This is a genomic window from Eubacterium sp. LMAG:50, assembly GCF_008680265.1.
Classification (GTDB): Bacteria; Bacillota; Clostridia; order Lachnospirales; family Lachnospiraceae; genus Eubacterium_U; species Eubacterium_U album.
Genome location: NZ_NALP01000004.1, coordinates 118,154 through 132,031 on the forward strand (window position 1 = coordinate 118,154; position 13,878 = coordinate 132,031).

The following is a 13,878-nucleotide window of genomic DNA, read 5'->3' on the forward strand; positions in this document are numbered from 1 at the left end:
AGCTAAACGGTGAACTAAAGATAACGGTCCCTCCTTTCCAGTTCTCTGACTTTTTTTAACAGATTATTTTCCATTTGTAAATCAAGATTTTTTCTTTCGAGTTCAGCGATTCTATCACGTAATTCTTCCTCAGGTGTACGACTTGGTAATGATCCGACTCGTCTACCACGGCGGTCTTCCAGACCTTTACTTCCCATTTTTTCGTACCGTTTTACCCAGTTACGAACTTGTTGATAAGAACATTGATATTTTAAAGCCATTGCTCCATAATTCTTATCATTTGCAGGCATTCCATAACTATTTTTAATCGCTCATCAAGAGTCGTTGATTTTGCTTTTTTCATGCAAGCACCTCCAGTGGATGTTTTTAATATTCCACCAGAATTATACACCTTAATCCACTTTAAAAGTTGTGTATGTGAACGGATTCCATATTTTGAGCAAATATCATCAAGAGAACCTGCTCCATTAAGATAATCATTTACCGCAGATATTTTTAGTGTTTTTGAGTAACTCTTGTTTTTGGGCTGATTAAGTAAACCTGCTGGTCCATTGCATTGGTATATAGAAATCCATTTTCTAATACTTTGGAAGGCAACTCCAAGTTTTTTACTTGCCTGACTCAGTCCAATCTCTCCATCAAGATATTGCTCAACTATTTTTACTTTTACTATTGGATCTATTTTGCTTTTTCTGGACATAAAAATACCCCCATATAGGACTTTTATATTTTATTGTCCTATATGAGGGTAGCATATCATTCTATCATTTTAATACGACAGTCTTTATAAATTACTTCCGTCTGATTTTATGCAACTTCTTTTTCTTCATTTTTTTCAAATAACTTCTTTACACCCTGTACGGCAACAATTACACCAAGGATTAAAAGTAATACTGCAAAGATTAACTGTAATGTATTTCCAAGTGATAATCCTGTTGTAGCAAATGCTCCACTTAATTTGTAAATTGTCATTCCAAGGGCTGTAAATGTAACTGCCATCATAAAGAACATTGGTACCCATAACATCCAACCCTGACGTTTTGTTTTCTTTAAGAATACTGCACAAGCTACTAAAGCAAGTACTGATAACAACTGGTTTGCTGAACCAAATAATGGCCAAATCTCTGCATAACCAACTTTTGCAAGTAAGAATGCAAGAACTAATGTAATAACTGTAGCAAAATACTTATTTGTTACTACCTTCTGGAATGGTGTCATATTATCATCAGTTACTCCTTCATCTAAGAAGAATTCCTGGAATGAAAGACGACCAATTCTTGCAACTGAGTCAAGTGATGTTAAAGCAAAAGCTGAAACAGCAAGGTTAATTAATGTAAATACTAAATTATGTGGTAAACCAACTGCTGATAAGAAGTTTGCAATTGCACCTGCAAAAATCTGTGGCTGTGTTGTTAAGCCCTGTGCTGCTGCTTCTCCTTTTGCAAATGAAGCAACTGCGATTAATGCGATTACACCAAGCATACTTTCCATAAGCATTGCACCAAATGATACAGGTAACATATTCTTTTCATTTTTAATTTGCTTTGAAGCTGTTCCTGATGAAACAAGTGAATGGAAACCTGATACGGCTCCACATGCTATTGTTACAAATAAAATTGGGAACATATACTGTCCATCTACGTTGAAACTTGTAAATGCCTGTAAGTTACATGAAGGATTTGAAACAAATATACCTACAACTGCACCTACAATCATAAAAATTAATAAATAACTGTTTAAATAATCTCTAGGCTGCAATAATGCCCATACAGGAACTACACTGGCAATAAATATATAAGCGAATATAAAAAGATGCCATGTTTCTCTTGTTAAATAAACAGGGAAGTTTAAACCAATTACTACTGCTACTACTAACATTGCAATTGCTATTACTGTATTTACCCATTTATTTAATTTTGCATATTTTAAAATCATTCCAAGTGCTACTGCTTCAAAAATAAATAAAATTGAAGTCATTGCTACTGCACCGTTTGCTGAGATTTTTTCTACTGCCTGTCCTGCAACTTCAGGTACTGTAAATCCGTTAAATGTTCCGGCTACAACATCTGCAAATGCTGCAACTACTAAAATACAGAATAACCAACAGAAAAGTAAAAATAATTTCTTTCCTAATTTTCCAATATATTCTTCAATTATGTAACCAATTGTACGACCTTTGTTTTTAACTGATGCATACATTGATGCAAAATCCTGAACAGCTCCGAAGAACACACCACCTACAAGCAACCATAATAAAACAGGAAGCCAGCCAAAAACTGCTGCCTGAATAGGTCCATTAATAGGACCGGCACCTGCTATTGACGCAAACTGATGTCCGAATACTACATTCGTATCAGCCGGTACATAATCAACTCCATCTTCAAGTTCATATGCCGGAGTTTTTGCATTAGGGTCAATGCCCCATTTGTTTTGAAGGTAACGACCATAAAGAAGATACGCTCCTCCAAGTACTACAATCGCAATTACCATCATTAAGATTCCATTCATTTGTATTACCTCTCTTTTGTTATTATTTAGCTAGTTTATTCTTTTATTACAAAAGAAAAAGCCTTCATTGTCTTACGACAACAAAGGCGAAAATATCAATTTCGTGGTACCACTTTGTTTGAAATAATTATCACTAATTAAAACCACTTATCACTGTCACATCCAACAGCTTCTTCTGTAACGTGAAGACTACGTCTCTGCCTACTCACTATGTTAAGTTTTGGGAGAGATGCTCCAGGGTGATGTTACAACAATTCTTTTCTTCCGATTCTCAGCTACCTCGGTTCTCTGTAATCAAGACACTTTATTGTAATGTATCCCTTTCTACGCAACTAACTATTACTTTTTACAAGTTCTGTTTTATCACTTATTATTAAATCATGCAACAATAAATTTATTATTTTTCTACAATTTAATTATTTAAACTATGTCCAAATTATTTGTATAATTATATTAAGCATTATTTTAATAATTTTAACATTTCAGCTGTTTTTCTTATATTTTTTTCGTCTGTTCTATAAATTTCATATTCACTTAACCCGGGAATTCCCATATTAACATCATCATTTCGATATTCCATTTTGCTGTTTTCTACAACCTTACCTGTCATATGAAAGCTTTTTGCCCCGGTTATTTTAGCTATTTCCTTAATATTATCTGAATTTACACCTGCACCAACTAAAATCTCTATACCACTTGATCTTTCAACTAGTTTTTTAATTAACTTTACACCTTCAATACAACTATTTTTTTGTCCTGAAGTCAATATTGTATCTACACCTAATTTTCTAGCGGTCTCAAATGCTTCAAATGGATTTTTGCACATATCATATGCTCTATGAAGAGTAACTCTGCATCCTGTTGCCATATTCATAATTTCCTTCATATATGCCTCATTCAAACTTCCATCAGGATTAAGACAACCTATAACAATGGCATTTGCTCCTTCTCTTGCAAATTTTTCACTTTGTCTGCACATTATCTCAAATTCCGATTCTGTATAGCAAAAATCTCCAAATCTTGGTCTTATCATAACATTTATTGGAATTTGAATTTTATTTCTTATTATTTTAAATAACTCTAAATCAGGCGTTGTTCCTCCTATAATAATATTTGAACATAATTCAATTCTGGTTGCCCCTCCATTAGTTGCCGCAATAGCTGATTCTACAGAATCCACGCATACTTCTAACACATAGTGATTCATTCTTTTTTCCTCTTTTTATAATATATTTATTTTTATTCATGACTATTATTAAAAACAGTTATCAAAACGGAACAATTTTTGTATTCCTTAAGTTTTACATCTTCGTCAATATATCTATTATACATAAAAGACAGCATATATACTATGCGTATTTAAATAATTACGCTTCTAAATGTTTATCCTAATTTCTTCCATATTATTCGATATAAACTATATTATCTTACATACTCTTCTATTAAATTGAAATCATTTATTTTCATATTTTTACTGTTCATTGCAAAATAATCGCCTTTTGCATTAATATTTTTGCTATACCATAATGGATATTTCCATTGAAAGCTACTATTTGAAAGTTTAATATTTTCACTCTACGTATAACTAATTTATGGCATATAAAAACTCCCTTCACGCATCGGCAAAGGGAGTTTTATTCAAATCATCATCTGATGATTCATCTTATGCTATTTTATCCTTCGATAGCAATGTATTTACTTTTTGGTTCTATCTTCTCCTGTTCTTTTGGAACATTAAATGATAAAATACCATTTTCATATTTAGGATGAATATCTTCGACTGTTACGTTATCACCTACATAAAAGCTTCTGCTCAAGCTTCCTGCATAACGTTCACGTCTTACATATTTACCCTTCTTATCTTTCTCATCCTTATCAAGACCTTTAGCGGCGCTGATTGTTAACATACCATCTTCCAGTTTCATCTGGATTTCATCCTTCTTAAATCCCGGAAGGTCTATATCTACCTCATATCCGTTTTCAGTATCTTTTACATCTGTTTTCATCAAATTCTTTGCATGTTTACCATACAACTCTTTTCCTGCATCAGCAAATGCCGGGAATGCAAAATCATCTGTAAAATCATTCATAAAATCATCAAATAAGTTTTCTCCAAAAATACTAGGCATCATCATAAGTCATATCTCCTTTCAAATCAGATATAAAAATTATATTTGCACTATCGGAGAAATCCGAGGTGTAGTTTTTATATTGTAAACTAAGGTTTTCGTTAAACACTTGGATTTTTACTGATTGCTGAATCATCATTCACTAAAAAAAATTACTTGAATTATCATTCATCAATCTTTAAATCCTTATCTTTTAACTCTCTTCCTTTGTTCTGATTACGTTATAACTCGTTTTATTAGCACTGTCAAGAGGTGAGTGCTAATTTTTTGAGATTTTTTTTGCAAACCTTGATTTTACGGGGTTTGCAACACTTTTTTTCCTTATAATCATCACTTTTTCTTGATTTGACACCATTTTGACACCAATTTTTTTATTTTTGGTGTCAACTAATTGCTACGCTTTCCAGCCTTGTGATTTCACTCTCAATTCTGGACATCTCACTTACATGGTTATATACGTCCATTGTTACATCTATGTGGGCGTGTCCCATAATATATTGAAGAACTTTTACGTCTATCCTCTTTTCTGCCATTCTGGTACAAGCCGTATGTCGCATAATGTGAGCGGATACCGTTGGTAACAATTCAGCATTTCTATGTTCAGTCTTTGCAATTTGAACTTCTTTTTTGTTATATGCGTCTACAATATTATATAAGATATTGTTTATTGCACTAGGCATGAGCGGTCTGCCGGACTTTGCCATGAAAATGAATCCTTTATAACCGTCTATCTCAACATCTTTTCCTTTTTGAAGCATAAAGTTTAATTTCTTTTGTTCTTCAAATGCTCTTTGTACATCTGATGTCATAGGGATAGTTCGGATTCCAGAATCCGTCTTTGGCGTGGAAATATGGAATTTATAGCCATCTCCTAAATCTTTATAAATCAACTGATGGTCAATACTTACCGCTTTTGTTCTGACATCTACATCTTCCCAAGTCAATCCAATCAGTTCTCCGCACCTTACACCAGTTCCTAACATGATTCTGAGCATTGGATAGTAGGTGTTGTATACTTGATTATTTTTCACAAATTCCAGCATTTTTTCCTGTTGTAAAACTGTTAAGGCAATACGTTCTTCTGCCTGTCTACCATAATCACTGATAGAAAACTTTGCCGGATTCTTGCGGATAATATCATCATCAACAGCCATTTCCAGTGCCGGATAAATCATATTGTTAATAAATTTTATTGTAGAATATGCGTATCCTGCTTTAGAAAGTTTTGAGTAAAACGATTTGATGTGTGATGGTAAAATCTGAACAACCTTGATGTTTCCAATTTCGTCTTTGACACGATTCTCCCATGTTTTCAGATAATTTGCTCTAGTAGATTCTTTCAGCTCCCTAGTGGACATATACCTTTCAAACAATTTATTAAGAGTAAGTTTTTTGATTGCTCCATCAGTTAAAATGTTATCTTCCAAGTCTTTTGCAATCTGCTTTTCCTTTTCCCTTAATTCCGGTAAATCCTTTGCATATACTGTCAGACGTTTTCCACTTCTTATATCTGTATAACGGTAACTATATCTACCATCTTTACGCCAGCTTTCGCCCTCTCTTAATTTTCTTCCTTTATGGTCTTTTCTGCTATTTGCCATGAGAAACATTCCTTTCTGTAATAGCCCCCTTTTGTTCTCATGACGTGGTTATGTCCATAAATATTGTACCATATATCACAAGAAACATAAATGAAAAAGGGTGTTATTCTTCCAGATATGAGAGGTAATTTTTGACTTTTTCTACCGAATAAAGAACCCTACGTCCAATCACAATTTTTGCTCCTGCCTGTTCTCCAATCTTTCTTGCAGTAGCATGACCACAAGATAACATTGCAGACAATTTATCTATATTTACCGTTATCGGCTGTGAGGTTGGTCTTTCTTTTGTTTTGTTCATCTGTCAGCCCTCCTTTTACCGACCTGTATTATCGTCATTTTCTGCACACCCGTAAAAGTATCACTCTCCTTTACCATGTGCTTTTTACAAGCAATCAGACGGCTTCGGCAAGCTCCGCTAGTATCTCAACCATTCCCATTCCTGTGGGCTGAACCGTGTCATACGGGTGTATCATTATTCTGTGTTGCAGGTCATGGCAGAACGACTTTTCCAACGGTCGCTCCCAGATCATTGCATGAATCGCTATCTCCCGATTGGAAAAGTCACGGCGTACAACCTCTGATGGCTCACTGCAAGCACAAACGTATCTGACTGCTTTATTCACTTGTCAAAGAACTGTTAGGCTCTTGTCAGCCTGTATCAATTCATTTTTACAAATGGACTGATACAGAATGATAAGAAAAAGCGGAACAGGAAAGAGGGGAGTTTGTTAAATCATGCTCCGCTCAATTATTACTTAATGTTCGTCTATTTCAAATTCACATATCATTTTCAAAAGGGCTTCTCTGATACGTCCCTTTAATTCCATATCAACCACAATGTATACGTTGCCATATTCATCGTAAAATGGGCGTAAACAGCATTTTGATATGTAGGCTTCATAGAACAGCAACAGCTTTTCTATGGCAGTTTCGTTACCGTCCACGGCTGATGATATGAGAAAAAATGATGGAAGTGTGTGTTGCTTATTTTTCATTTGTTTTCTTCTCCTTTAACTGCTTTTTTATTTCTTCAAGTGAATTTCTTCTGTGCCTGTATGATGTGCTTCGGTTGATGTTCAGCTTTTCGCCTATTTCCGAATCGCTCATATCCAAGAAAAAAAACATCAATACAATGTTCCGGCTCTGCTCCGGCAACTGTTTCAGTGCTTCTGCAAGTTCTTCGTCAAGTACACGGATTTCTGTACCGCACACATCGAATGTTGTATATTCACTTTCGTAATCGTCCCATACAATCAATTTCTCAACAACAATCTCTGGAAGCTCACAAAAGGATACTTCCTTTGCCTGTCGTCTGGCTAATTCCTTGCGGTAGTTACGGACAATGCCTTTCACAACCTTTTTGAGCTTACAATCAAACTGACACTGTATTGTCTTTTGGAAGTCTGATGGTTTCAAAATCACACCCCCTTTCTCTATAAAGTGAAAAGTATGTATCCCTCTTTCCGCACCATATCTGTACGGCAGGGTGTGATTTGTTGCAGGATTGAAAAAATTTTTTGTAAATATGAAAACAGCCTATTTGCATCAATAACAAATAGACTGTTTTTAAAACATCTGATATATGAGTTTTTAATTCATGTTCAAGGACTGATGATGTACTGAGAAAAAAACGGAATAAATTCGGTTGTTGGTATAGACTGCCTGTTTTACTTAGAATCACAAATTGCTCCTTGACCAGAGCAATCCTGTGAAAATAGAAACAGGACAGCTCTGGTTATACCAAAACCGTCCCTATATTTTTGGACATTATAAAAGAGATTACCCACAGAACGGTTTTTTTTATTTACCGAACTAGGTAATACTTTATTTGAATTTATAGTGCATATAATATGAGTTTTTAATACATTCTAATCGCACAACATGAAGTATAAACTCATGCTAGGTGATTAAAAATGAGAAAAAAGAAAGATACACACAGCTTTGATTTTCGTCCTTTAGGACTGGCAATCAGAGAAGCCAGAGAGAAAGCAGGGCTTTCCAGAAATGATTTAGGCGATAAAGTCTTTTACGGAGAACGTCATATCGCAGATATTGAAAATATCGGAAAACACCCTAGCTTTCAGTTATTCCATGATTTAGTTACAATGTTCAATATATCTGTTGACGAGTATTTCTATCCAGCGAAGAATGTTGAGAAAAACACAGCCCGCCGTCAGATAGATTCGTCACTTGATTTATTGAGTGATAATGAATTAAAAATCATTCAAGGTACGATTGACGGTATCTTGAACAGCAGAGAGAATAAGAAGTGATTTGCTTCTTGTTTTCTCTGTTTTCCTATACAGATTCTTCAACATTTATTTGTTGATCTGCTCCGCAGGCAACAAATAAGAGCCGACTATCCTTATTTCTTTATCGTAAATTTACTTGTTACACAGTAATGAAAAAAGCCAATAGTTTGTAACTGGACTTTACAAACTATTGACTTTACATTTTGATGTCCACTCTTCAATGAATTATCATACGAATATATCTTCAATACTTTATAATTCAAGAGTAATAATAAGGCTATTGGCATGTACTTTTGCAACAATATTTCCGCCAAGAATGGCAACAAGTGTTTTTACTACCGCAAGTCCCAATCCTGTACTTCCATTATGTCTTGATTTATCGCCTGTATAAAAACGGTCAAAAAGTCGATTGCAATCAATTTCTGAACTGTCACTCATTGGATTTTCAATGGTAAATATAATATTATTATTTTCTTTCTCCATAAGTGTTATTTTTATCGTTCCAACAGAATACTTAATTGCATTTGTCAACAGATTTTGTAAAATTCGTTCTACCATATTTTTATCAGAATATACGTATATTGAATAATCTGGGAGATTTATTTCGGGTAAAATATTCTCCTTTTCTAATGCAACGGCATTTTCCGTAATTAAATTTATTAACATATTAGATATATTAAACTTTTCTTTTTCTGGAACTGTCTGATGTTCCTCCAAAATAGAAAGGTCATAGAATGTTTCTACCAATTCTTTCATTTTTTCGGCTTTGCTAAAAATCACTTTTACACGCTGTGCTTGACTGGATTCCAAATTTTCTTTTTGCAATAATTGTAAATGACCAAGAATGACTGTAAGAGGTGTACGCAAATCATGTGATATATTAGCAACAGATTCTTTTAAATACTCTTCATTGCGTAATACGCCTGCAACAGCCTGTCGTTGTCTGATATTATATTGATTCAATATACCAGCCAGTCTTTCTAAATCTTTATCAATCAACGAAATGTCTAACATCTGCTGTGAATTTCCAGAATTCAATTCATTAACTTGATCCGCAAGATTACGGATTTGTTTTTTTAATTGAATATATCGAAATAGCAGTATTACTAAAAATATTGTTATGATAATTAAAATCCATTCTATGTTAGACATTTTCTCCACCTATTTAAAATCACATTTACAAAATTTTATCCACGAAAGCAATACCAATATACCAGACCATATACATCCTACTAAAATAGCTATCGGTTGAAAAAAGGTTTTCATGCTGACAACGATTCTGATTTGATAAGTAGGTAAAAAACCGACTGGTAATCTCAACATCATTCCATAGCCAAGATATAAGCTAAGACCAAAAATAATAATTACTGTAACCGAAGTTGCTTTTACAGCATCCTGTAAATAGCAACAAATAAGTATTGCAATTAGAAATATCGCACTATTAAGCAGACAAGAATAAATGATTGCTTTTATAATATTGTAAAAAAACATTCCCACGTCTGCAACACCAAAGCGTCCAAATTCCCTTATGCACCCTGAAACTGGATAGACAAGAGCCATAAGATTAAAAGCAATTAAATACGATATTATTTTACTTGTAAAAATTTGTTTTCTGGAATGTCCAGCACTGACCTCTAAGTTTATTGTTCTCTTAGAAAATTCCTGTCCTAAAATCAATGCAAGTATAGCCGACATGATGATAAGAAGAAACGTAGAATCATACACCATTCCATTAAAAATATCAGCAAGAGAAGAAGCAATTTCTTCTGTCGATCCCATGACCTCTGTAACATAAGTATCTGCTGTAAAAAATCCTAAAATAAATATTCCAATCATACCACACCAGTAAATAGAATTATGTAACAACTGATATTTTTCCAGTTTTAATAATTTATCCATAAAAAACACCTCCGGTTATTTCAAGTCTGTATGTAAAAAAACACTACCTGCAATGAAATATAAAATAAAATTCCATAAAAAATCTACAAGCAAGCAAAAGTTTGTCGAATAGACCTTTTGCAATGAAATTAACCTAAGTTGTCCCATTGGTATTATTCTGCTGATTATTTGTGCAGATTCACCGTTCAGCAAAAAAATCATAACAAAAAATAAAACCATTGAAACTGTCAGTGTTTTCCCCATATCACGAAAAATAAAAGCAAAAAATATCGGTAATGCACACAGTGTTATCATGGCAAACAGAGTTAGTAAAACCATAGTATATGTGCTATCATTCCAAAAAAGTTTTTCTCCAATATAAAATTGACTAATAATTCCATGTACAAATAATGGAAATACCAGAATGATAATACAACCTATTTGAGATACAATTAACTTTACTCTAAATATAGAACTTCTTTTATGTCCGGCAGTAATATAAGTATTTAAAGTTCTTCCACTAAAATCACTTCCAATGAACAATGCTATAAACACTATACTCAAAAAATAGAGTAACGGAATATTGTATAATGATGCCATAATTAAGTTTGAAGAGCGTTCTTTACTATCTAACAGCAATATGCTACTTAAAAGGAGATTGAATATTCCAATTTCCCAAAAATACCAACTGTGAAACAACTTATATAACTCAGTTTTTAGGAGATTTGACATCTTTTGTTCCTCCTATTTTGCTCAAAAAATAGTCCTCCAAAGTATCGCCAGATACAGAAAGTCCTGTTACAAGAATGTGCGATTCTGCCAAAGCAGACGCAACTGTCTCTAAATCATTCAAATAATCATACAAACGAATTATGCCATCTGGCATTAGTTTAAAGTTATCTGTATGAAGATTCTCTTCCAAAACCAGAACCGTTTTCTGAACATCTGTTGTTTTAATTGCTATATGTCGTTTACACCGTTCATTTAATTCATAATCAGAAATCTCTTCTATAATTTTTCCATGGTCAATCAGAATAAATTCTGATGCTGTTTGATACAATTCTTCTAAGATATGGCTTGAAACCAAAATGGTCATACCATATTCTTTATTCAAAATTTTTAATAAATTTCTAATTTCTACAATTCCAGCAGGGTCAAGACCATTGATAGGTTCGTCTAAAATCAATAGTTCTGGTGTATTTAAAAGTGCAATCGCTATCCCCAATCGTTGACGCATACCTAATGAAAAATTGCGGACACTCTTTTTACCTGTATCTTGCAATCCAACCATATCTAATGTCCTTTTAATAACTGATTTATCTGGTATGCCGCGTTGAATACGCTGTACTTCCATATTTTGATAGGCAGTCATTGACGGGAATAGGGCAGGCGTTTCAATCATACTTCCAATTCGTTTACGCTGTTTCTGCAATTCTTCTGTTCCAGAATTTCCCCATAAAGAAAGTGTACCACTTGTTGGAAACGCAAGCCCTGTGACTAATCTTAAAAAAGTAGTCTTACCTGCTCCGTTTTGACCAATAAATCCATAAATTTTTCCTTTTTTTATTTGTAAATTTATGTGGTCTAATGCTAATGTTTGTTTATATTCTTTGGTTAAAGACTTTGCTTCTAAAATAATTGAACTCATATCCCAAACCTCCTTTACTTAAACCAGTATAACGGGCAATTTTAAAGAATTTCTTAAATCGTAATGAGAAAAGTTAAAAAAATAATAAAGCTAAGGAACGTTTAATCCTTAGCTTTATGTAGGCGGTAGCCAATGCCCCAAACAGTATCAATAAATTCTGTATCAGAGCATATCGCTTTTAATTTATTGCGTAAATTACTGATATGAACATTAAGTGTATTATCTTCAGCAATATATTCTGTATCCCAAACACTTTGAAAAAGATTCGATTTTGAAAATACTTTATCTGGATATTTCATCAACAATTCTAAAATGCCAAATTCTTTAGCGGTTAAGGATAATTCTATTCCATTCAAAAATGCTGTATTTTTCTCTAGGTCTAAAGTCAGATTGTTATATTGCAAACATTCTGTCTGGCTATTTTGAAATTGTACTCTTCGCAGATTACTTTCAATTCTGGCAAGCACTTCTTCCATATCAAAAGGTTTTGTGATATAATCGTCTGCTCCCAGACGAAGCAAGTCGATTTTATTTTGTGTAGTTTCTTTCGCTGAAATAATAATAACAGGTATCGTAAATTTCTTGCGTACATCAGATAAAATAATATCACCACTCCGATAAGGAAGCATAATATCAAGTATAATCAAATCAATTTTTTCTTTATTCAAAAAATCCAGAACATGAAGTCCATCATATTGGCAATGCACAGCATATCCTTTTTCTTTTAGAAAATCAGCCAATAACGCATTTATTTCTAAATCATCTTCAATAATCAATATTTTATTCATTAGCCTACCTCATTCCTGCAATGCTACTTTCCCATTATACATTTAAGGTTGTATTTCCTCAATACCATTGCAACCAATTATATGAGAGGGATTCTTATTTTGTCAATCTAATTGTAAGCAGAATAGTATAGATTGGATAAACAATTACCATACTATTCTGCTGTAATATTTATTCTACAATCTTCCAGTTATCGTCCTTATGAAGCACAAGCTCATACTGCGAAATTTGTGTCATTTTCGACTTGTTATCCAGATATTTCACAGACACACTGACATTAAGATTATCGCCGTCTTTGGTAAAGACAGGGTTTACCAGTTCTGAAAATACATAGTCGCCGGATACAGGAGCAAGCACACCGTCTTTGACATAGTAGGCAAGTTCCTTTTCCGTAGCTGTCGGGTACAGCTTAAAGAATGTTTCCAAGAAAGCGGTAGCGTCTTTGACTGAATCGGAGCTGACACTGACATCGGCTTCCTGTGCTTTCGGTTCATACTTTGATTTCTGCATTGCCGGAGCAAGGGTAGGATTCTGGGTAATGACCATTGCACCGTCCTTATCCACATGAACGGTTACAGTGTAATTTTCTGTGACTGCCTGTGTCTGTTCTCCCTCTTTTACCTGCTGATCTACTTCGTAGGCAACGGTAAAATCGTCCGTTCCAGACTGTTCTACATTCCAGACCAGCACATTTGTAACAGTAGCACTGGTTGGTATGTCCGTTCTGATGGTATCGGCGTTCAAGTCCTGCAATTCTTTGGTAAGGTATTTACTGATTTCTGTTGTCCTTGCTTCAATGGCTTCCTTGCTGGTATCCCATGAGTAGTAGGCTTTCGCAAAGTTCTTGACGAAATTCTCAATAGCGTTGGTATCGTTCAATCTTAGCTGAATGATTTCTTTTTCATGTACCGTGTGGGTGTCAATGGCAGTAAAGTTCTTATACACACCAAAACTGGTGCTTGCCAGAAGCACCGCCCACAACAGCAGGACAGATTTCTTATGTGTCCCGACTTTCATGGTACGCACTTTCTTATTCTTAGGTGCTTTCTCTGTTTTTTCTTTCTTCTTAAACATAT

17 protein-coding genes and 1 other annotated feature are annotated in these 13,878 nt (G+C 34.0%); of the genes, 1 reads left to right on the plus strand and 16 read right to left on the minus strand.

The annotated features are described in order from the left end of the window. Positions 1-14: 14 nt before the first annotated feature. From CCC31_RS00715 to CCC31_RS00755, 10 genes are all read right to left on the minus strand, one after another. A complete protein-coding gene (locus tag CCC31_RS00715; RefSeq protein WP_290848922.1) occupies positions 15-260 on the minus strand; it encodes a helix-turn-helix domain-containing protein in 246 nt (81 codons plus the stop codon). Continuing rightward, a complete protein-coding gene (locus CCC31_RS00720; RefSeq protein WP_290848923.1) occupies positions 251-700 on the minus strand; it encodes a helix-turn-helix domain-containing protein in 450 nt (149 codons plus the stop codon). Before CCC31_RS00720 ends, CCC31_RS00715 begins: the two co-directional genes overlap by 10 nt. A 107-nt stretch (positions 701-807) precedes the next feature. After that, positions 808-2,508 (minus strand): carbon starvation CstA family protein, encoded by a 1,701-nt coding sequence (locus CCC31_RS00725; protein WP_290848924.1) that lies wholly within the window; start codon positions 2,506-2,508, stop codon positions 808-810. 79 nt (positions 2,509-2,587) lie between these two features. Continuing rightward, positions 2,588-2,844: a binding site (T-box leader), on the minus strand. Between the two features lie 124 nt (positions 2,845-2,968). Beyond that, positions 2,969-3,715: a copper homeostasis protein CutC gene (locus CCC31_RS00730; RefSeq protein ID WP_290848925.1), complete on the minus strand. Its 747-nt coding sequence runs from the start codon at positions 3,713-3,715 to the stop codon at positions 2,969-2,971. Between the two features lie 215 nt (positions 3,716-3,930). Continuing rightward, positions 3,931-4,074 (minus strand): DUF3737 family protein, encoded by a 144-nt coding sequence (locus CCC31_RS12650; protein WP_260978325.1) that lies wholly within the window; start codon positions 4,072-4,074, stop codon positions 3,931-3,933. A 107-nt stretch (positions 4,075-4,181) separates the two neighbouring features. Beyond that, positions 4,182-4,643, minus strand: coding sequence for an Hsp20/alpha crystallin family protein (locus CCC31_RS00735; protein ID WP_117909188.1), 462 nt, complete (start codon positions 4,641-4,643; stop codon positions 4,182-4,184). Positions 4,644-5,020: 377 nt separating this feature from the next. After that, entirely contained in the window at positions 5,021-6,238 is a 1,218-nt protein-coding gene (locus tag CCC31_RS00740) for a tyrosine-type recombinase/integrase (RefSeq protein ID WP_117456825.1), read from the minus strand. Positions 6,239-6,341: 103 nt separating this feature from the next. After that, positions 6,342-6,536 (minus strand): hypothetical protein, encoded by a 195-nt coding sequence (locus CCC31_RS00745; RefSeq protein ID WP_005423220.1) that lies wholly within the window; start codon positions 6,534-6,536, stop codon positions 6,342-6,344. A gap of 457 nt (positions 6,537-6,993) precedes the next feature. Then, positions 6,994-7,233, minus strand: a complete 240-nt coding sequence (locus tag CCC31_RS00750) for a helix-turn-helix domain-containing protein (protein ID WP_117961092.1) — start codon at positions 7,231-7,233, stop codon at positions 6,994-6,996. Further along, positions 7,223-7,654 carry a sigma-70 family RNA polymerase sigma factor gene (locus tag CCC31_RS00755; RefSeq protein ID WP_117961090.1) on the minus strand — a complete coding sequence of 144 codons (432 nt, stop codon included), beginning with the start codon at positions 7,652-7,654 and terminating at the stop codon, positions 7,223-7,225. The genes CCC31_RS00750 and CCC31_RS00755 overlap by 11 nt, the downstream gene beginning before the upstream one ends. A gap of 497 nt (positions 7,655-8,151) precedes the next feature. Between CCC31_RS00755 and CCC31_RS00760 the strand changes: the two genes are divergently transcribed. Continuing rightward, a complete protein-coding gene (locus CCC31_RS00760) occupies positions 8,152-8,511 on the plus strand; it encodes a helix-turn-helix transcriptional regulator (RefSeq protein ID WP_005342894.1) in 360 nt (119 codons plus the stop codon). Positions 8,512-8,742: 231 nt separating this feature from the next. Here CCC31_RS00760 and CCC31_RS00765 read toward each other — a convergent pair whose 3' ends face one another. The 6 genes from CCC31_RS00765 to CCC31_RS00790 form a co-directional block, all read right to left on the minus strand. Beyond that, positions 8,743-9,642, minus strand: a complete 900-nt coding sequence (locus CCC31_RS00765) for a HAMP domain-containing sensor histidine kinase (RefSeq protein WP_290848926.1) — start codon at positions 9,640-9,642, stop codon at positions 8,743-8,745. 9 nt (positions 9,643-9,651) lie between these two features. Continuing rightward, positions 9,652-10,389, minus strand: coding sequence for an ABC transporter permease (locus tag CCC31_RS00770; RefSeq protein WP_005611112.1), 738 nt, complete (start codon positions 10,387-10,389; stop codon positions 9,652-9,654). A gap of 15 nt (positions 10,390-10,404) precedes the next feature. Further along, positions 10,405-11,100: an ABC transporter permease gene (locus CCC31_RS00775; RefSeq protein WP_290848927.1), complete on the minus strand. Its 696-nt coding sequence runs from the start codon at positions 11,098-11,100 to the stop codon at positions 10,405-10,407. Further along, the gene (locus CCC31_RS00780) at positions 11,078-12,016 is read right to left on the minus strand and encodes an ATP-binding cassette domain-containing protein (protein WP_035403278.1); all 939 of its coding nucleotides are present in this window, start codon (positions 12,014-12,016) and stop codon (positions 11,078-11,080) included. Before CCC31_RS00780 ends, CCC31_RS00775 begins: the two co-directional genes overlap by 23 nt. Positions 12,017-12,117: 101 nt before the next feature. After that, on the minus strand, positions 12,118-12,804 hold the full coding sequence (locus CCC31_RS00785; protein ID WP_005342931.1) for a response regulator transcription factor: 687 nt from the start codon (positions 12,802-12,804) through the stop codon (positions 12,118-12,120). Positions 12,805-12,973: 169 nt separating this feature from the next. Then, positions 12,974-13,876: a conjugal transfer protein gene (locus CCC31_RS00790; protein ID WP_290848928.1), complete on the minus strand. Its 903-nt coding sequence runs from the start codon at positions 13,874-13,876 to the stop codon at positions 12,974-12,976. Positions 13,877-13,878: the final 2 nt, after the last annotated feature.